Source organism: Aerococcus sp. Group 2 (genome assembly GCF_905125285.1).
GTDB lineage: Bacteria > Bacillota > Bacilli > Lactobacillales > Aerococcaceae > Aerococcus > Aerococcus urinae_E.
In genome coordinates, this window is sequence record NZ_CAJHPA010000003.1 from 92,385 (window position 1) to 111,260 (window position 18,876).

The following is an 18,876-nucleotide window of genomic DNA, read 5'->3' on the forward strand; positions in this document are numbered from 1 at the left end:
TTAGTCCTCCTTGTTAGCTAATTCTAAGGGAAATGTCAGGGTAAAGCGAGCGCCACCAGTTGGGCGGTTGGCGGCTTGGAAGCTGCCCTTGTCGCCATAAAGGTTCTCAATCCGTCTTGCTAGGTTTTCTAAAGCTGTCCCAGTTCCTTCCTTGGATTCGACACTTTCTTTACCTAGGCGTTGAAGTTGGTCTTGCTCAATTCCTACACCATTATCTGCAACCACAATTTCCAGCTGGTCGTCCAGCTTCTTGATCTCAATCACCACAGTATTATTGTCCTTCTTATCGGGAAAGGCGTGGCGGATAGCATTTTCCACCAGGACTTGGATACAGAGGGGCGGCAGGAGGTATTGGTTAAGGGCCTCGGGCATGTCGAGTTCAATATGGTAACGGTCAGGGAAACGCGCGTCATTCAAGGACAGGTAGGCATAGAGGTGCTCCAATTCCTTTTCCACTGGGATCTTGGTTTGCCGGCTGGCTTGGAGATTATGGCGGAAGTAGGTGGTTAATTGGAGCAGGAGCTGACGAGCCCGGGCATGGTCAAAGCGCATAACCGCTAGGATTGTATTAATAGTATTAAAGAAAAAGTGGGGGTTGACTTGGGCTTGTAAGGACTTAATCTCAGCATCTTGGAGCAACTTACTTTGTAGTTGGGCTTCCCCAAGCTCCAGCTGCATGGAAAAAATTGCCCCTAGGCCCCGGGCGAGTTGTTCTTCCACATAGGAGAGCTGGCTGGGGTTAGTAAAGTAGAGCTTCATGGAACCGAGAACTTGCTGGTTGGACTTCAAGGGCACCACAATGGCGGCTTCTAGGGGACAATCAGGGTGGGTACAGCCAATTTCGCTCTTACTGTGGGCAATCCGCATCTGTCCCGACTCAATGACCTCCCGGGAGAGTTCAGTAATCACATCGTGGCTGGGAAAATGGTGGTCGATCCCGGCCCCGACATGGGCTAAGATTTTACTTTGGTTGGTCAAAGAGACGGCTGAAACCTTGGTGGAGGCCTTGATCATGGTCGCCAGTTCTTGGGCTTTTTCGCCTTTGAGTCCTTCCAGGCCCGACCGCAAGTAGGGGAGGGTCTGCATGGTCAGGGCGAGGACGTCGTGGGTTTGGACGGCTCGGGCTTGTTCTTCCTGGATCAGGGTATTAACAATCGTTGAGAGGAAGATAAAGGTTCCCACACTGTTTAAGAGAATCATGGGTAGGGCGATTAATTGGACTAGGGGCAAACCTTCTCGGGAGAAGATCCCGATAAAGACGAGTTGAATACATTCTAAGCCCACTGCCACCAGTGACCCCTTGATGGGCTTGATAAAGGGGGCGTAGGCATTACTGGAGGAAGATTTCTTGCCCGCGTAACCGGCCAGAAAACCAATCAGGGGCGAAGACAGCATATAAAAGGCGTTGGACCCATTCCCTTGGAAGAAACGGTGAACCCCAGCGATCAAACCGACCGCACTTCCCACCCAGGGGCCACCGACAAAACCGGACACGCCAATGGCTAGGGACCGGGTGTTGGCAATGGAGGTACTGGGTGAAATCTGGGTCAGTAAGCCCGAATACTTGAGGCCTTCTGAAGTAATCTGAATTCCGACTAGGTTGGAGAGAATGGCAAAAAAGCCAAATAAAATAATCAAAGACAACATCCGCTTGGGCGAATTTCTTTGTACCAGTAATTTTTTAAAATATGAGAAGTGAACTAAGAGGACGGCTAAGAGAACAATCAAACCGACCCTTTCCATCATTAGGATAAAAAGTTCACCGAGATAAGTCAGTCCCATTTTACGGGCTCCTTTCCACGTGCAATTTTACTTTACTATTATAGCTTAGCAGATGAGGAGAGGCTGAGCGCAAGTTTTTTCTTTTAGGAGGGCAAGTTATCTTAGTTTGAAGAAAAAAATGACTCCTTGGCGATGATTTCTAGACCGAGCTTGGCTATGCTATAATGAATGGGATTAAGTCAAAGGAGGATTTGACATGAACCCAGAAGAATTTAATGCAGCCCTGGCCTTGCAGGGGATTGATCTGACTGATTTACAAATGCAACAATTTGAAAGCTACTATCAACTCTTGGTGTCCTGGAATGAAAAGATTAACCTCACCGCCATTACTGACCGCGATGAAGTGTATTTGAAACACTTTTATGATTCCCTGACCCTGGCCTTTAGCTTGGAGACCGATTTGACGGACAAAAAGCTGGTTGACGTGGGATCGGGAGCGGGTTTTCCTAGCATTCCGCTCAAAATTGCCTTTCCTCAATTACAGGTCAGCATTGTTGACAGCTTGAACAAGCGGATTAAATTTATTGAAACTGTGACCGAAGAACTGGGACTAGCAGGCGTTTCGGCCTACCATGACCGGGCGGAAGATTTTGGTCAAAATAAGGCCTTCCGCGGGCAATTTGACCTGGCCACCGCCCGGGCCGTGGCGCGCTTGAGCGTTTTAAGTGAGTATTGCCTGCCCCTAGTGAAAAAAGGCGGCCTCTTTGTGGCCATGAAGGCAGCCAAGGCGGATGAAGAAATTGCTGACGCTAAGAAAGCCATTGCGACACTAGGGGGCAAGTTTAGCCAAGATATGGCCTTAGAACTCCCTGGCCAAGCCGGCGAACGCCACCTCCTAGTCATTGAAAAACGTAAAGAAACTCCTAATAAATACCCCCGCAAGGCCGGTTTGCCTAATAAGAAACCCATCCAATAGAAAAAAGAGTGCGAGGTGACGGAAAAAAGTGAAACGCTGGAAGAAATATGAGGAAATCCTCAAAGAGGATTTCCTCATATTTCTGAAGCGGAGTTCACTTTTGTCACCGAACAGGTTTGGATAGAGTGCGACAGTCACCCTAACAGATAATAATAGAAGCTTTCTTATCTACCTGCTAAGACTGAAGTCATTCAATAAGTCTTAGCAGGCTTTTTGCGTTTATGAACAAGAATTAATAATAAATAAACTTATTTAAAACGTTTTCAATTTTAAATAGTTTTTATGTGGGTAACGTGCTAAAATAAATGTGAAAAAACAGAAATGATTGGAATCATGATGCCTTTTCCTAAGTCAAAAGCGGGAAAGCTTGGGCAAGAATGGTTAGTAATATCCTGGTTTTATTAACCCTTATCTTTTTGCTTAAGACCTTTTGATTGCTTAAAAAATTGATTAAGGAGGGTTGAAAAATGAAGAAGGGATTTACTGCTTTATTATTGGCAATAGCAATGATAATTTTCAGTTTCATGCCGACCCGAGTAGAGGCTAAGGAGCTGGGACCTCCCATTGCTAATCAGGAAGTTATGGCAATAAATGAGGTAAATAGTCAGGACAAGGTCACTCCAAGTTCTGAAGCTCACAAAGAAGTAAATTCAATCGAGAAGAAGGACACAAGGAGTCAAGTTGCTGGTCAAAAGAAAGAAGGAGGCGACCAAGAGCCAGCGACATTAAAGGAAAATACCCAACCAGTCCAAACCAGTTCAGGAGCTAGTGATGACGCACATGCCATCAATAGTCGAGCAACTGAGGAAGAAAGACCTTCCACTAAAACGCTCCAAGCTCAGCTGGTTAAAGAAGAGGAAAGCCCCAAGCCTATCGAAAAGCCTGCGGAAGTCACACTTGCAACAGAAAGGGCTAGAGCAGACAAGCTGCCCGACCATGCTGTCGATGTGGGGCTAAGAAGTGCCCCCACCCACCATGACGATGTGATTAAAGGGGTAAGAGTGACCAAGTCAAATGGTCAGAAAGTCAATAGCGCCTACCAATGGATGACAATTAAGGTTAATATGGACTTTCAACTCCCGGATAATACCATTAAAGCGGGGGATACTACCACGATCCACCTGCCTAAGGAATTGGTCTTTAAAGAAACCCCTAATCGCTTTGGCGTCAGGGATTCTACCGGAGCAGTGGTTGCTAGAGGTTATGTTAATCCACAAAACAAGACCCTTACCCTCTCTTACACCGACTATGTCGAAAAGCATTCCGGGATCAAGGGGACCCTATTTTTCTCCACCCGAGTTGACCATAGCAAGGAGAAGAAAGCCAAGAATATTCCTTTGAACTTTCGCATCGGTAACCAGTTGATCTTTGCTGGGAATATACGCTGGCAAGGGGTAAAACGGGCCAAAGCTTATCCCCTCCAAAAAGATGCCTGGAAAAGCCGACTAGGGGATAATATCATCCAGTATCGGATCTCCATTAACCGCAAGGGACAAGACATTTATAACGGAGCCATTTCCGACAACCTTGTCAGCGAAAAAGTGGAGTACATCAAGAATAGCTTGCGCGTCTATATGGGCAAGTGGCAGTGGAACGATAAGAAAAGTGATTTTGATTTTAACCATGGGGTAAATGTCACTTCTCATGTGAAGATTATATGGGGAGAGAATAATAAAGCTTTCAAGATTCACTTTGGCCGCTTAAGACCTGACCAAGGCTTGATGATTACATATCGGGCCCAAATTGACTACCAAGCCCTTGACGGCGAAGTCATTAAAAATTACGTACGACTGACTGGCGATGGAATTAACAATGAAGAAGGGATTAGTCGTTATCGCTATCTTTCGGCTGGGGGTAAGGCCCAAGGTTATGTTTATCAACTGAAGTTGGTGAAGTTGGACCAGGCCGATCCCAATAAGACCTTAGCAGGCGCTAAATTTAAGCTGATTCGCAACCGCACTGGTGCCCTTATTGGTGAGTATGAAACGAATCGAGCGGGAGAAATCGTGATTAAAAACCTGCTGAGGGATGACTACACCTTGAAGGAAAGCCAAGCACCAGTCGGCTATCAATTGGACCCTAGTCCCATAGCTGTTGGGGCAAAAGACTTTGATAATCCAGAGAAGTTAGCCATTAAATCCATTACTAATAAAAGGGTAGAAGAAAAACTATCAATTCCAGTCACTAAGCTTTGGATAGGGAAGATGTTAAAGGAGGTCACCGTTTTCTTAAAAGCAGACGGTGAAAAGATTCAAGAAGGCAAAATTTCAGTTGATACCTTCTGGATGCATACTTTTGAAAATCTAGCCAAATTCAAGCCAGACGGAAGTTCCATTGAGTATACCGTTGAAGAAGCCCCTGTGGCAGGCTATCGGACGGATATTAGACAAAAAGTAGCTGGTGATGTCAGTCGAGGTTTCGTAATTACCAACACCGAAACCCCAACCTGGACACCGATGACGCCACCAAGTCGAGAAATCAAAGTGACGAAAACTTGGCTGAATCCCCAAGGCGAGTCACTAAGTGCACCAGTTGATAACATTCAAGTAGAACTTTACCGCGACGGGCAAGCGACTGGTAAAAAACTGACCTTGTCAGCGGAAAATCAATGGAGCGGCTCCTTCAGGAACCTGCCAGTTTATGAATCGATTGAAAATCCAACAGTTTATGACTACAGCGTAAAAGAAGTGGGTGAAGACAAGGGTTCAATTCAAGTCGCTGGAAAATGGTTCAAGGTGAGCTATCAAGGGACGATGAAGGATGGCTTTACCATCCTCAACCAAGAGACGCCAACCTGGACACCGATGACGCCACCGACTCGGGAGATTAAAGTGACGAAGACTTGGCTAACTGCCCAAGGCGAGTCATTAAGCGCACCAGTTGATAAGATAGAAGTGGAACTTTACCGCGACGGGCAAGCGACTGGTAAGAAGCTAGCGCTGTCGGCTGACAATCAATGGAGCGGCTCCTTCAAGAACCTACCAGTCTATGAATCGATTGAAAAACCCAAAGCCTCCGAATACAGTATTAAAGAAGTAGGCGAGGCCAAGGGTTCAATTCAAGTCGCTGGAAAATGGTTCAAGGTGAGCTATCAAGGGACGATGAAGGATGGCTTTACAGTAGTCAATCAAGAAAGCCCATCCTGGACGCCAATGAAGCCACCAAGTCGCGAAATTAAAGTGACGAAGACTTGGCTGAATGCCCAAGCTGAGGCACTGAAAGCTCCAATCGATAAAATTGAAGTAGAACTCTACCGCGACGGTCAAGCAACCAGTAAGAAACTGACTTTGTCAGCGGAAAATCACTGGACTGGAACTTTCAAGGACCTGCCAGTTTATGAATCGATTGAAAATCCAACAGCTTATGACTACAGCGTAAAAGAAGTAGGTGAAGATAAGGGTTCAATTCAAGTCGCTGGCAAGTGGTTCAAGGTAACCTACCAAGGAACGATGAAAGATGGTTTCAAAGTAGTTAACCAAGAGACGCCAACCTGGACACCGATGACGCCACCAAGTCGTGAAATCAAAGTGACGAAGACTTGGCTGAATGCCCAAGGCGAGTCACTAAGTGCACCAGTTGATAAGATAGAAGTGGAACTTTACCGTGATGGCAAAGCGACCGGTAAGAAGCTAGCGATGTCGGCTGACAATCAATGGAGCGGCTCCTTCAAGAACCTGCCAGTTTACGAATCGATTGAAAACCCTAAAGCATACGAATATAGCGTAAGAGAAGTAGGCGAATACAAGGGCTCGATACAAATCGCTGGACAGTGTTTCAAAGTGACCTACTTAGGAACGATGAAGGACGGCTTTAAAGTAGTTAACCAAGCCTATCCTCCAGAAAAACCACAAACTCCACCGGATAAACCGAAGAAACCGGAGACACCTCCTGTGACACCACCAGACAAACCGAAGAAACCGGAGACTCCACCTGTGACGCCGCCGGACAAACCAAAGAAACCGGAAACGCCACCTGTGACACCACCGGATAAACCAAAGAAACCAGAAACGCCCCCCGTGACACCACCGGACAAACCGAAGAAACCGGAAACGCCACCCGTGACACCACCGGATAAATCAAAGAAACCGGAAACGCCACCTGTGACGCCACCAGATAAACCAAAGAAGCCAGAGACCCCACCGATGACCTCAACCAAAGTGGCCCACCCTGCCACCAGTTCATCCCAAGCTACTGAAAAATCCCTTCCAGGTCAAAAACAAGTCCATAAAGAGGCGAGCTTACCCAAGACTGGAATGGATAGTGAGACTCAGGATTGGCTGGTTTTAGGATTGGGAGCAGTCTTTGTGGGTTGTCTCTTCGCTTGGTTGGGGAAGAATAACAAATCCAAGCGCTGAGATTTTATCCTGGTATAAGATAAACAAAGGACATATTGTAAGAAAAGAATCATTGTAATAACAAAGGATATGTCGAAGAATCACTCCAAAAGTGCTTAGACCTGTGTATTTAACATGGGTCAAGGCACTTTTTTTCTTTTGAGGTCAAAGCAGACCGATATCATGAGGCCTCATTTTTCTACAATCAAATATATCTATTGTCTGAGTGCGGATTTTTGTTGCACAAAAGGTTTGACAATTTGATATAAACAGTGAAAGATAGCTGTAAAAGCTTATGAGAAAGGAGCTAGACCATGCCTGAAAGTTTAAGCGAGCGTTTTATCCGCTATGCCAAGATTAATACTCGTTCAGATATGCATAGTGACAGTTTTCCCAGTAGTAAAAGCCAGCTGGACTTCTTAGCAACCATTGCTGGGGAACTGGAGGAGCTGGGGCTAAGTGAGGTGGACTTTGACCGCCAACGGGCCTGTGTGACGGCGACCTTAGAAGCCAATACTAACAAAGACTACCCCGTGATTGGCTTTATCGCCCATGTGGATACGGCTGATTTCAATGCAGATAATATCCAACCCCAGGTCCATGAAAATTATGACGGCGAGGATATTGTTTTAAATGAGGCTGAGGGAATTGTCATGGAAGTGGCCGAATTTCCCTTCCTCAAAGACTATGAGGGTCAGACCCTGATTACCAGTGACGGGACCACCCTGCTTGGTGCTGATGACAAGGCCGGTATGGTGGGGATTATTGGGGCTATGGAATACCTCCTGGACCACCCCGAGATTGAACACGGCAAGGTCAGAATTGCTTTTGTGGTCGATGAAGAAATTGGTCTTTTGGGGGCCTACCGCTTTGACGTGGAAGCTTTTGGCGCTGACTTTGCCTATACGCCAGACTCCGGTCGGGTGGGTAAGATTGAAGGAGAGACCTTTAACGCGGCCCAGGTAGAAGTCTGGATCGAGGGCAAGAGTGTCCATCCCGGTTCTTCCAAGGGCAATGCCATTAACCCCTTGCACTTAGGGGCTCAGATCGTCAACGATCTACCTAAAGGCCAAGTGCCTGAGGAGACCGATGGCTATGAGGGTTACTTCATGTTAACCGAACAAAGTGGGGACTTAGGCCAAGTCCACCAAGTCTTTATTATCCGTGACCACGACGCGGACAAGTTCCAGGAACGTAAGGAAATCTTTGCCCAAGTGGTGGATAAGATCAATAGCCAATACAAACGTCCGCGGATCCGCTATGAAATTTCTGACCAGTACAAGAACATTAAAGAAGTCCTCGACCACCATCCTTACGTTATGGAACGGGCGCTGAAGGCTTACCGGGACTGTGGCATTGAACCCGATGTCCAACCCTTCCGTGGCGGCATGGATGGCTGTGTCTTCAACTTTAAGGGCCTCCCTACCGCTAACATCTTTACTGGCGGGGAAAACCTCCACGGCCAATACGAATTCGTTAGCACAGAAGGCCTCCAAGCCCTGCAAGAGGTCATTGTCGCCATTATTAGGGGCTAAGACAATGACTGAGATCAAAATTATGTCGATAAACAATGTCATACCAGTCAAGGTATGGCATTTTTTCTTTGCCTTGAAGTTAAAGAAAGGATCTTCTCTGGGGCCATGGCGGTGGATCTATATACCGATAAGCGCAATCAGGCCTTGAGTTAATAAACATAATTAACCTTACAAAATTGTAAGCTTACCCCTTTGATTTGTAAGTTTAGGTAAAGGCTGGTCCACTTGCTTCAGCCTATAATTAGATATGATCTAAAAAGTATATTGCAAATGATTTTTACTGATAGGAAGAGGCATGACATGACCAATATCATTGAACTGAAAAATTTGAAGAAGAACTTTAATGGCCAGCATTCGGTTGACTTGGATCATCTTACCGTGAAGCAGGGGGAAATCTATGGTTTCTTAGGGCCTAATGGGGCCGGGAAAACCACCACCATGAAGATGATTCTCTCCTTAATCCCCCCCTCATCGGGTCAGATTGAAGTCGGAGGACAATCCATTCTAGCAAATAGGGCTTATTTAAATGACATCGGCTCAATGATTGAAGAGCCCTCCTACTATCCCAATTTAACTGGATATGAAAACCTCCTAGTCTTTCAACAAATGCTGGGTTTTGATAAGGAAAATATTTGGGAAACCCTTGAATTAGTTGGCTTAGCTGAAGAGAAGAATCAGAAAAAACTGGTCAAAGACTATTCTTTAGGGATGAAGCAGCGCTTAGCCCTTGCCTTTGCCTTAGTTAAGCAACCCAAAATCTTACTTCTTGACGAACCGACCAACGGCTTAGATCCTAGCGGTATCCACGAGGTCAGAGAATTGATTATTAATCTAGCCAAGAGTCAGGGTTTGACCGTCTTTATTTCCAGTCATATTTTATCGGAAATTGAACAGATGGCTGATCGGGTGGGCATCATTAACCAGGGGCGCCTGGTCTATGAAGGCGAAATTGACCAAATCAAGGCTAATCATTGGATTGAATTTCGTGGAGAATTTGAAAGCCAGTCCTTGGAAGGGCTGTTAAGTCGCTACTATGGGCCCGATGACTTTGAAGTGGCGGACCATCTCTTGAAAATCAAGACCACGACTGACGACAAAGTCGCCATGCTCGCTAAAGCTTTGGTTGAGATGGATTTTCCGCTTTTTAGGATCGAGTCCAAAAAGGAAAGTCTGGAAGATATTTTTCTACAGTTAACCAAGGAGGTATAGGATGGTGAAAGCTTTACAAATCGAACTTTTAAAGAGTCGCCGAACCCGATCGTTTTCACTTGCAGCCATCCTGATGCTGGTGGCCTTGCTATGGAATCTAGTTAGTTTAGGTAGTGAGTTTTCCAGCCGCCAACTGGATGCGGTAGGGGTCTTGTTTAACAATCAAACCGTTAATAGCCTCTTACTCCCCATAGCCATTAGTATTTTTACCAGTCGAATCGTTAATAATGAAAGAATGGGGCAGACCTTTAAACTGCAAAATGCCAATGGCAGAAGCACACTGAAGATTTTTGATAGTAAATTGCTCCTCACGGCCTTATTTTTCCTGCTCATTGCAATCGTCCAAACCGGGCTTGTGACCCTATATGCCTCTAGCCATGGGGTCCATGTTCCGCTGTCAATCAGTCTCCTGCAAGTGATTGGACAATTTCTGGCCAGTCTCAGCTTAATCTACTGCTATTTATTCCTGGCGTTGGTGATCGAAAAACAAGGGCTTTTGTTATCCTTAGGCTTTATGGGTGGCTTTTTTGGCCTGGTTTTAGCCTCAAAAACCTCGGCGCTTGGGAGTTTTATCCTGCCTTTTTTAGGGGCAGGCTACTTAGCCCCCTATAAATTTAACCTGATTGATGGTAGTTCTTACAACTATATTTTGGATGCTTGTCTGGGATTACGCTTACTGCTTTATTTGCTTTACCTAGCTATCATAGCGGTTGCCGTCCGGGCCATGATTGCCAGAAAGGGGACCTTAGCATGAGAGACTATCTAGCACAAGAATGGTATAAATTGAGAAAAGTCCAATTATTCTGTATCGGCCTGGTCTTTCTGGCCATAGCCAGCTTTATTGGCTTGGGGATCTATTTTGCCAACCAGTCCGTTTTTACTGAAGGGACCCAATACCAAGTCATGTGGGGCCAGCTGACCTTTTATTATAGCCAGGTGTTATCGGCGCCCATGCTGGCCATTTTTATCTCCATGAGCTTAAATCAAGAATTTGAAAGAAAGAATATCGAAATGCTTCGAGCCAATGCCGTGTCGATTAGGAAGCTGCTTTTTAGTAAAATGATAGCAGTTCTTGGAATCGTAGCTCTGGTCCAGGTCATGCTTTTCTTAGTCTATCTGGGGGGAGTATTGGCTGCAGACCTGGCTTTATCGCTGGATACCCTGGTCAATTTAAAATGGATTGTCCTGTCAGTCTTGGCCTCGGCAAGCATTCTTTCTATTCAAAGTTATCTCTTTTCTAAAAGCAGGAATTTTAGCCAGTCAGTGGGCCTTTCTGCCCTAGGTGCTATGGGTGGCTTTGTCCTGCTCTTCATCAATGAAAACTTGGTGCCATTCTATCCATACTCCCAAGTCATGGTGGCCTTACGCAGCCGAGCGCTTGAAGACTTTAGCTTGGCTGAACTGGTTTTATTCCTCTTGGTCAATGTGGGGGTTACGGGCCTATTCTATCAATTATCTTGTCAAGAATTAGCTAAAACAAAATAAGGGTAGGTCCTTTGATGGGCTTTAGATAGGTATAAGATGAAAGCTCAACAAGTATTAGACCGCTCTAAGGGAAGGTTTTGAGCGAGTAACGAGTAAAAAGAAGCTTTAGTCAATAATGGCCACAAGAAAAAGGCGCTGGTGGAGCATGTGTAGCTTCACCAGCGCCTTATTTTTACTATAGCTAGCGGTCAGTCCTACCAGGAAACAATTTTCCCTAGGGCATTTCGCAGTTCGTAGTTGGCCATGAACCATTCGATATTCCCCTTGAAGTTGCGTTTGAATTGGAGGACGCCGTAATCAGGTCCCTCTTCAGAAAAGTCGCTACTGGTCCCATAGAAATTAAAGTAGTTAAAGTCTTTGTCGATGGCCTCTAGGAGCATACGATAGAGGATGGCGTAGGGCCCTTCAAAGCGGGTAAACTTGCTGAAAGCGCCACTGGAGAAGTAAATAAAGTCCTCAGCCGATTGGATGAAACTGGCGCAGGCCAGGTTGACGATATTGCCTTCTTCTGCCTTCAACTTTTGGATCTTTTCAATTTTCTTTTCCCAAATGCCGATATTTTCATTAAGCTCGCGGATTTTATTCTTGGTCTTTTTAGGGTTGACCTTACCCAGGGCGAGTTTTTCTTCCAATTCTTGCCGTTCTTTTTTGAGCTTGGCGATGGTCTCTTTGGTTTGGCTCAGGAAGTAGTCACAATCAATATAGGCCAGGGCCAGGATGAGGTCGTCTTTGAGGATGTTTTTGAGATTTCGGAAGTATTTAGCGTCTCTGAGTTCAAAACCAATCCGCTCTGAGGTCTCTTGGTTGATCTCATCGAGAATTTTACAGTCCGCTTCATCGTAAATATCCAGTGACCGTACTTGCACGCCTTCCTTGATGGTGCGGTTGATGGTGTAGCGGGCAATTTGCGAGACATGCTTCAGGAGATTATCCTTAGTGAGTCCGGTCAAATCCTTGGAAAAGACGCAACGAGTGGCCAGGGTGGGATCATCGAAGAGGTCGTGGTCAGTTTTAATATAGCCTTCCGCCTGCAGGATCCTATCCACGCTGTAGGCTTGGGGATTATCCTCGATAAAGTCGACATCGGAGAAGTAGCGTTCGTTGAGGAAGGGGTTGACCCGGACACAGAGGACCCGCCAATTCTTCTTAAAGTAATTTTTTAAGTGGTGGAAGTAGAAATCGACCAGGTCTTGGTTAGCATAATCCATAATCGGTCCAAATTGGGTGGTCACCTTGTAGAAAAACTTCTTGTAGGGGTAGTAGATGAAGATGGCATAGGCCAGTAGGGACTCCCCTTCGACGACCGCCAGGATTTTGGAAGTGGTCTGGTTGCTTTCGGCCAGGCGTTGGTAGTCAGCTCCCTGGGTAAAGAAGTGACGGTCGGGCTGCTTTTGTTGAAAGTCTTCGAGTTCTTCGGCTGAAATTTCTTTAAAAATCATAATAGTCCTTTGCTAATTGTGTAATTGCTTTTATATTTATTTTACTAATAATAAGCAAAATCTCGTCTAACAGCTCCCATTATAGCAAAAAAACCGCCTAAAGCTCAGGCAATTTTTGCCCTAGAGCGATGGCGCTTAAGGGGCTGACTGAAAGAGCCTAGGGAAGTTGTATTGAATTGATGGCTAAATTTGAGTACAATAAGTAGGATTATGATGTATAAAAAACATGTCAAACAATTCTGGGAGAGTAAAGATGCCAAAAAATGAAAAAGACCTGGAAACCATCGACCAGGAAGCACGCGCAAAAGCCAAATTGAATGAAGGATCGGCCTGGATGTCCATATCCAGTATGGTCTCACGGATCATCGGGGTCCTCTATATTATTCCTTGGATGCGTTGGATTGGAGACCCCCATACGGGAACCCAGGCCAATGCCTTGTATAGTATTGGTTACAATTATTATTTGATTTTCTTATCGGTGGCGATTGCTGGCGTGCCGGCCGCCATTTCTAAGCAGATGACCAATTACATGGCCCGGGGAGAATACGGGACCAGTCGCCGGCTCTTTAAGAGTGGGGCCATTCTAATGACCATCACCGGTCTAGTCTGTGCCCTCCTCCTCTACCTGGCAGCGCCGGCCCTGTCGCAAAACTTACCAGCGGCTCGGGAGGAAGATGTGGTCTTAGTCATCCGCTCTTTGGTGCCGGCCTTGGCCGTGATTCCCCTCTTATCTATTCTTAGAGGGGGCTTTCAAGCCTATCTGGAGATGAAGCAGAGTGCCATCTCCCAGGTGACCGAGCAGATCGCCCGGGTAGCCTATATGCTAGTGGCGGTTTTTGTGATCCGTCAACTCTTGGACGGCTCGGTGGCAGCGGCGGTAGGGCACTCCACCTTTGCGGCCTTTATCGGTGCGGTGGTGGCCATTATTACCTTGGTTTTCTATTATATCCGTGATAAGGACCAGTACCAGCTGCCAGAAGGTTATGTGGATACCAATACGGTGTCTACCAAAAGCCTCTTATTCGAGATTGTCCGGGTGGCCATTCCCTTTGTCATCACCGGATCAATTGTTGAAGTCATCAACTTGATCGATATGAATACCTACATGCCGATGATGCAGCAGGTGAGTGACTTGCCCCATGATCAATTGGTCTACCAATATGGGGTCTTTAACGCTAATGCGCGGCGGGTGATTCAAATCATCCTCTCCTTTGCGACCGCCATTGCTTCGACTTCGGTTCCAGTGGTGACTGATACCTATATCCGGGAATTGACCCACTACCGCCGGGCCAAGTTGACACAAAAGGTCAAGGCCAGCTTCACCAAGACTCGGGAAGTGATCTTACATACCTTGAATCTTTTCAGTCTAATCATGTTACCGGCTTCCTTGGGGATGGCCCTGGTTGCGGGTCCGGTTTACCAACTCCTCTATGGGATTTATGACCCCCTAGGTGAATGGTACTTACAGATCTCTTCAGTGATGGCGATTCCCATGGGACTCTTCTCGGTTTTAGTGATGGTTCTCCAAGCCATGGACGAACAAAAACGGGCCATGGTGGGAATTGCCCTCGGAGTGGTTATGAAGTTGATCGTCCAATACCCACTCTTGGCTGTCTTTGGTAGTGAAGGTGCTATGTATGCCTCCATCCTGGCCTTTGTTTACATGTGTGCTTACTACTTGGTGATTATTCAGTCCCAGGTCCAACTGGGAGTGAAGGCAGTCCTCAACCGCTTATCCGGAGCCTTGAAGGCTAGTGGGCTCATGCTTCTGATTGACGGGTTACTCTTAGTCTTCTTTAAGGTCGTTATCGGCGCGCCAAATCGCTTAGGCGCCTTGGTAGAATTACTGGTCTTAGGTAGCGTGGGTGCCTTTGTCTATGTCTTGTCGATTAGTAAGAGCCGGCAACTGGATGTCATCATCGGCCAAAGACAAGCCGAACGCTTAAGAAACTTCTTTCATATTGGGTGAAAATAAATAAGAATGGCTCTTCAACGATCAAATTCAAAAGCAGAACGAAAGCTCATTAAGATCTTTTACTAAAGAACAAAAATGAAATACTTTAATCAGAGAGCGACTCCTTGTGGGTGGCTCTCTTTTTTGTGGGAGTAAAAAAAGTCTTTCAATTTATATATTTTAGAGTATAATTCTATCCAATTAAGGAGGCTTGCCTGAGGAAAGCTTATGAGAAGAACTAGCCAAGTCCTCTTAAAAACGCAGTTTACGCGGAGGTGAAGTAATTGATTAAAATCGATCATGTGACCAAGTCTTTTGACCACCATAAGGGAATTTTTGATATTAGCCTGGAGGTGGCGGACGGTCAGGTTATGGGCTTTATTGGTCCCAATGGGGCAGGGAAGTCGACGACCATTCGCCATTTGATGGGCTTTTTAAAGGCCGATAAGGGAACTTTGACCATCAATGGCTTGGATTGCTGGCGAGAAGCTGACCAGGTTAAGAAGGGCTTGGGTTATTTACCTGGGGAAATCGTCTTTCCTAGTGGACTATCCGCACATGATTTTCTAGCCATGCAAAGGGAAATCCACCGCCATCAGGATACCCGCCTAGCCGAAGATTTAATTGATCGCTTTCAATTGAATATGGCTATTCCTATTCATAAGATGTCCAAGGGGATGAAGCAGAAACTGGCCCTGGTGGCTTGTTTTATGTGTGATCCGGACATTATTATCCTGGATGAACCCAGCACTGGACTTGATCCGCTCATGCAAGAAGAATTGATCCAGCTTTTAAGGGAAGAAAAGGCCAAGGGCAAAACTATCTTCCTCTCTTCCCATGTCTTGGAAGAAATTGAACGGATCGCCGATGAAATCTGTATTATCAAAGAAGGTCGGATCGTGAAAAAGTTGGATATTGCCCAGCTCCATGCCGAAATGAAAGAATTCCTGCAGGTGACCTTAAAAGATGAGAAACCTCTCAGCTTGACTTTACCGGGGATTGAAGATTTAGGTCAGCAGACCTACCGAATTCCCCTCGAGGGTGATTATAATGCCCTCCTTAGGGAACTGGCCCAACACGATATTGCTGATTTACGTGGCCAAGCGGTGACCTTACGCGAGCTTTTCCAAAAATATTACCGGGAGGGGGATTAACATGCCTGTAAAAGTTATCTGTCAAACCGCCTTAAAAATGAATCGGGCCTTCTTGACCCTAGTGACGCTATCAGTCCTAATTGCGGAAGTGTCCTTGTTAGCAGTCTTTCCTTGGGTGAATAGTAATGCCGGCTATGCCGAGATGCTCCAGGGGCTGCCTGATAATATGCTGGCTGCCTTTGGGATGCAGGGAGATGTGACCAATGTCAATGATTATCTCTATATCAATTTCTATAATTCCCTTGCCATTTATATTTTGATCTTGGTAGTGATTGTCCTGGCCGTCCGCTTGACCGCTAAATTACTGGGCGATACCTCCCTGGTTTATTTTCTCAATGCCTCTGTTTCCAGGAAGCAGTTCTTACTTAGTCAAATCCTGGTCTTTAAATTGGCCCTCGCCTTTCTCGCCTTGGTGGCCTTCTTGGGAGCAGCTGTGGGTCAGGTCTTTCTACCAGACCAGGACTTTCATTTCTTTGACCTGATGAAGATAATTGCGAATTACTGGCCCTTTTTATCTTGATGGGGTCGCTGTGTATTCTGCTAAGTGTGATCTGTGACAATAGTAGCCAGGCCTTGGCCGCTTCGACTTCTCTAGTGATGTGCTTTTATCTGGCCGATGTCTTTCGGAAATTATCGGATCAGCTCGATTGGCTGGACTATTGTACCTTGTTCACTTTTTACGATCCAGATAAGATCTGTAACGATACCCATTACTTTCTCGTCTCTTCCCTAGCCATGGTTTTAGTCAGTCTCTTGATCGATTATGGCTCGGTCATGTATTTTTCCAGACGGGACCTTTACCTCTGAGGGGAGGTTAGAGGCAATCAGCTAATATTTCTTGAGCAAAGTCAAGCTTTTTTTGATACAATAAAAGAGACCGATGCAAATAAGTTTATACGCTCGTGACTGGGGTCTGGAGCGGTTGATTTTAGGCCAATTTCAAAGCTCAGCAATCGCTCAGGCAAACTTATTTGATACGCTAAGGACCGCTTTTCCTGATTGAGGGAAGAGCGCTTAACGGATACAGTAGAAAAGATAGCGAAGAGTTAATGATTAACTTGGAAGAAATGCGGGGATTAAGGAACGCATTCGTTCCTTTTTTCATTGCTAAGTTTTAGGAGGATTATCATGGGGAAGGTCATTGCCATTGCCAATCAAAAAGGCGGCGTCGGTAAAACGACAACAGCAGTCAATTTAGCTGCTGCACTGGCTTATTCAGACAAACAAGTGCTCTTAGTCGATAGTGATGCCCAGGGAAATGCCACCAGTGGTTTAGGCATCTCTAAGGCAGAAGTCGAACGGGATATTTATGATGTTTTAGTCAATGATGTGGACATGGCGACCACCATCCAGCAATCATCGCGGGAAAACCTGGTCCTGGTCCCAGCCACCATCCAATTAGCGGGAGCGGAAGTGGAACTCACCAACCTCCCCCACCGGGAAGCCCGGATGAAGCAGGCCATTGATGGGGTCAAGGAAAATTACGACTATGTCATTATTGACTGCCCCCCATCCCTAGGCCACTTGACCATTAATGCCTTTACTGCAGCGGATGCGATCTTGATCCCGGTACAGAGTGAATACTATGCTCTGGAAGGCTTGAGTCAATTGCTTAATACCATTCAATTGGTTCAAAAACACTTTAACCCCCACTTGAAGATTGAAGGGGTCTTGATGACCATGTTCGACTCGCGGACCAACCTAGCCAATGAAGTGGTGGAAGAAGTTCGCAAATACTTTGGCGACAAGGTCTATAACACCTTGATCCCGCGTAATGTGCGTTTGTCGGAAGCGCCCTCCTATGGCCAATCGATTATTGATTACGATATGAGTTCCAAAGGGGCGCAAGTCTACCTACAACTGGCAAAGGAAGTGCTCGCAAATGACCAGTAAGAAAAACCGGGGTCTGGGTAAGGGGATCGGGGCCCTCTTTCCCGGAGACTCCTTCGATAATGAAGCCACCGACCTGACCCAACAGGCCCAAGCCATCGACCAAGAAGCTGAGGAAGCAGAGGCGAGTGAGAGCGGCCCAGGAGAAAGTCGCAAAGACCAGGTCCAAGAGATTCCCCTTGATGAGATTCGTCCCAACCCCTACCAACCACGGACCGAATTTGACCCCACCGCCCTGCAAGAATTAGCTGATTCCATTGAAGAACAAGGGCTCTTACAACCCATTACCCTGAGAAAGTCAGCCATTAAGGGCTATGAAATTATTGCCGGGGAACGCCGCTTCCGGGCCATGAAACTAGCGGGCTATGATACTATTCCAGCCCTCGTCCGGGACATGACCGACGCTCAAATGATCGAGACCGCCATCATTGAAAACCTGCAACGTGAAGACCTGACTCCTCTGGAAGAGGCTCAGGCCTACCGCAACTTAATGGATGAACTCGACCTGACCCAGGCTGAAGCCGCTAAACGTCTGGGTAAGAGCCGATCCCACCTGGCCAATACCTTGAGACTCTTAGACTTAAATGAAGATGTCAAAGAGCTCCTCCAAAACAAAAAACTTTCCATGGGCCAAGCCCGAACCTTGTTAGGGTTGAAAAACAAGAAAGACCAAAGCCGCTTAGCTAAAAAAGTGGTGGATGAAGGCATAACCGTTCGTCACTTGGAAAAAATGGTCCAAAACCTTAATGAACCGGTCCAACCAGCTCCCAAAGTGGCTAATAATAAGGCCGAAAAGCCAACTTATTTACTCGAGGGGGAAGAGCACCTCATGGATAAGTTCGGTACCAATGTGCAGATTAAACCCAAGGGCCAAGCCGGCAAGATTGAAATTGAATACCTATCCCAAGAAGACCTCACCCGGATCTTGGATATTTTAGACATTCGTTTTGATGATTGAGGTGAAGAAGATGGCTGAAAAGAATTATGATTTAAATGATATCGTGGAAATGAAGAAGCCCCATCCGTGTAAGACCAATGCCTGGAAGTTGATCCGCATGGGGGCTGATATCCGCATGAAATGCCAAGGCTGCGGGCAATCTGTCATGATGCCGCGCCGTGAATTTGAAAAGAAAATGAAAAAAGTCATTGGCCATGATGACCAAGGCAAGTAACCGCCA

The 18,876-nt window shown here is 46.2% G+C and carries 15 protein-coding genes; 13 read left to right on the plus strand and 2 right to left on the minus strand.

Annotation, left to right across the window (positions count from 1 at the left end; all coding sequences use genetic code 11):
* Positions 1-1,782, minus strand: coding sequence for a sensor histidine kinase (locus JFU01_RS05055; protein ID WP_232617431.1), 1,782 nt, complete (start codon positions 1,780-1,782; stop codon positions 1-3).
* Positions 1,783-1,978: 196 nt separating this feature from the next.
* On the opposite strand from JFU01_RS05055, the gene rsmG reads away from it, so the two are divergent.
* The 6 genes from rsmG to JFU01_RS05085 all read left to right on the plus strand — a co-directional run bounded on the left by rsmG (position 1,979) and on the right by JFU01_RS05085 (position 11,261).
* A complete protein-coding gene (gene rsmG / locus JFU01_RS05060; protein ID WP_195856071.1) occupies positions 1,979-2,698 on the plus strand; it encodes a 16S rRNA (guanine(527)-N(7))-methyltransferase RsmG in 720 nt (239 codons plus the stop codon).
* Positions 2,699-3,165: 467 nt separating this feature from the next.
* On the plus strand, positions 3,166-7,053 hold the full coding sequence (locus tag JFU01_RS05065; protein WP_195856072.1) for a Cna B-type domain-containing protein: 3,888 nt from the start codon (positions 3,166-3,168) through the stop codon (positions 7,051-7,053).
* A 293-nt stretch (positions 7,054-7,346) separates the two neighbouring features.
* Positions 7,347-8,567, plus strand: coding sequence for a peptidase T (gene pepT, locus JFU01_RS05070; RefSeq protein ID WP_195856073.1), 1,221 nt, complete (start codon positions 7,347-7,349; stop codon positions 8,565-8,567).
* Between the two features lie 300 nt (positions 8,568-8,867).
* Positions 8,868-9,776 (plus strand): ABC transporter ATP-binding protein, encoded by a 909-nt coding sequence (locus JFU01_RS05075; protein WP_195856074.1) that lies wholly within the window; start codon positions 8,868-8,870, stop codon positions 9,774-9,776.
* 1 nt (position 9,777) lies between these two features.
* On the plus strand, positions 9,778-10,530 hold the full coding sequence (locus JFU01_RS05080; RefSeq protein WP_195856075.1) for an ABC transporter permease: 753 nt from the start codon (positions 9,778-9,780) through the stop codon (positions 10,528-10,530).
* On the plus strand, positions 10,527-11,261 hold the full coding sequence (locus JFU01_RS05085; RefSeq protein ID WP_195856076.1) for an ABC transporter permease: 735 nt from the start codon (positions 10,527-10,529) through the stop codon (positions 11,259-11,261). Before JFU01_RS05080 ends, JFU01_RS05085 begins: the two co-directional genes overlap by 4 nt.
* A 194-nt stretch (positions 11,262-11,455) precedes the next feature.
* Here the strand turns inward: JFU01_RS05085 and JFU01_RS05090 are convergent, their stop codons facing one another.
* A complete protein-coding gene (locus JFU01_RS05090; protein ID WP_195856077.1) occupies positions 11,456-12,700 on the minus strand; it encodes a peptidoglycan bridge formation glycyltransferase FemA/FemB family protein in 1,245 nt (414 codons plus the stop codon).
* A 253-nt stretch (positions 12,701-12,953) separates the two neighbouring features.
* Between JFU01_RS05090 and JFU01_RS05095 the strand changes: the two genes are divergently transcribed.
* The 7 genes from JFU01_RS05095 to JFU01_RS05125 all read left to right on the plus strand — a co-directional run bounded on the left by JFU01_RS05095 (position 12,954) and on the right by JFU01_RS05125 (position 18,870).
* Positions 12,954-14,669: a putative polysaccharide biosynthesis protein gene (locus JFU01_RS05095; protein ID WP_198434197.1), complete on the plus strand. Its 1,716-nt coding sequence runs from the start codon at positions 12,954-12,956 to the stop codon at positions 14,667-14,669.
* Positions 14,670-14,938: 269 nt separating this feature from the next.
* The gene (locus JFU01_RS05100; RefSeq protein ID WP_195856079.1) at positions 14,939-15,808 is read left to right on the plus strand and encodes an ABC transporter ATP-binding protein; all 870 of its coding nucleotides are present in this window, start codon (positions 14,939-14,941) and stop codon (positions 15,806-15,808) included.
* A gap of 1 nt (position 15,809) precedes the next feature.
* Entirely contained in the window at positions 15,810-16,328 is a 519-nt protein-coding gene (locus tag JFU01_RS05105; protein WP_195856080.1) for a hypothetical protein, read from the plus strand.
* Positions 16,329-16,354: 26 nt separating this feature from the next.
* Complete coding sequence (locus JFU01_RS05110; RefSeq protein WP_195856081.1) at positions 16,355-16,615, plus strand: hypothetical protein; 261 nt, start codon at positions 16,355-16,357, stop codon at positions 16,613-16,615.
* 321 nt (positions 16,616-16,936) lie between these two features.
* Positions 16,937-17,701 (plus strand): ParA family protein, encoded by a 765-nt coding sequence (locus JFU01_RS05115; protein ID WP_013669632.1) that lies wholly within the window; start codon positions 16,937-16,939, stop codon positions 17,699-17,701.
* The gene (locus tag JFU01_RS05120; RefSeq protein ID WP_230086942.1) at positions 17,691-18,656 is read left to right on the plus strand and encodes a ParB/RepB/Spo0J family partition protein; all 966 of its coding nucleotides are present in this window, start codon (positions 17,691-17,693) and stop codon (positions 18,654-18,656) included. The genes JFU01_RS05115 and JFU01_RS05120 overlap by 11 nt, the downstream gene beginning before the upstream one ends.
* Before the next feature lie 10 nt (positions 18,657-18,666).
* Positions 18,667-18,870, plus strand: a complete 204-nt coding sequence (locus JFU01_RS05125; RefSeq protein WP_013668998.1) for a DUF951 domain-containing protein — start codon at positions 18,667-18,669, stop codon at positions 18,868-18,870.
* Positions 18,871-18,876 lie beyond the last annotated feature (6 nt).

What these genes read in the sequence shown, in the direction of transcription:
- JFU01_RS05055 (WP_232617431.1), bottom strand. Translation starts at nt 1,782, where the DNA reads ATGGGACTGACTTATCTCGGTGAACTTTTTATCCTAATGATGGAAAGG.
- rsmG (WP_195856071.1), top strand. Translation starts at nt 1,979, where the DNA reads ATGAACCCAGAAGAATTTAATGCAGCCCTGGCCTTGCAGGGGATTGAT.
- JFU01_RS05065 (WP_195856072.1), top strand. Translation starts at nt 3,166, where the DNA reads ATGAAGAAGGGATTTACTGCTTTATTATTGGCAATAGCAATGATAATT.
- pepT (WP_195856073.1), top strand. Translation starts at nt 7,347, where the DNA reads ATGCCTGAAAGTTTAAGCGAGCGTTTTATCCGCTATGCCAAGATTAAT.
- JFU01_RS05075 (WP_195856074.1), top strand. Translation starts at nt 8,868, where the DNA reads ATGACCAATATCATTGAACTGAAAAATTTGAAGAAGAACTTTAATGGC.
- JFU01_RS05080 (WP_195856075.1), top strand. Translation starts at nt 9,778, where the DNA reads ATGGTGAAAGCTTTACAAATCGAACTTTTAAAGAGTCGCCGAACCCGA.
- JFU01_RS05085 (WP_195856076.1), top strand. Translation starts at nt 10,527, where the DNA reads ATGAGAGACTATCTAGCACAAGAATGGTATAAATTGAGAAAAGTCCAA.
- JFU01_RS05090 (WP_195856077.1), bottom strand. Translation starts at nt 12,700, where the DNA reads ATGATTTTTAAAGAAATTTCAGCCGAAGAACTCGAAGACTTTCAACAA.
- JFU01_RS05095 (WP_198434197.1), top strand. Translation starts at nt 12,954, where the DNA reads ATGCCAAAAAATGAAAAAGACCTGGAAACCATCGACCAGGAAGCACGC.
- JFU01_RS05105 (WP_195856080.1), top strand. Translation starts at nt 15,810, where the DNA reads ATGCCTGTAAAAGTTATCTGTCAAACCGCCTTAAAAATGAATCGGGCC.
- JFU01_RS05115 (WP_013669632.1), top strand. Translation starts at nt 16,937, where the DNA reads ATGGGGAAGGTCATTGCCATTGCCAATCAAAAAGGCGGCGTCGGTAAA.
- JFU01_RS05120 (WP_230086942.1), top strand. Translation starts at nt 17,691, where the DNA reads ATGACCAGTAAGAAAAACCGGGGTCTGGGTAAGGGGATCGGGGCCCTC.
- JFU01_RS05125 (WP_013668998.1), top strand. Translation starts at nt 18,667, where the DNA reads ATGGCTGAAAAGAATTATGATTTAAATGATATCGTGGAAATGAAGAAG.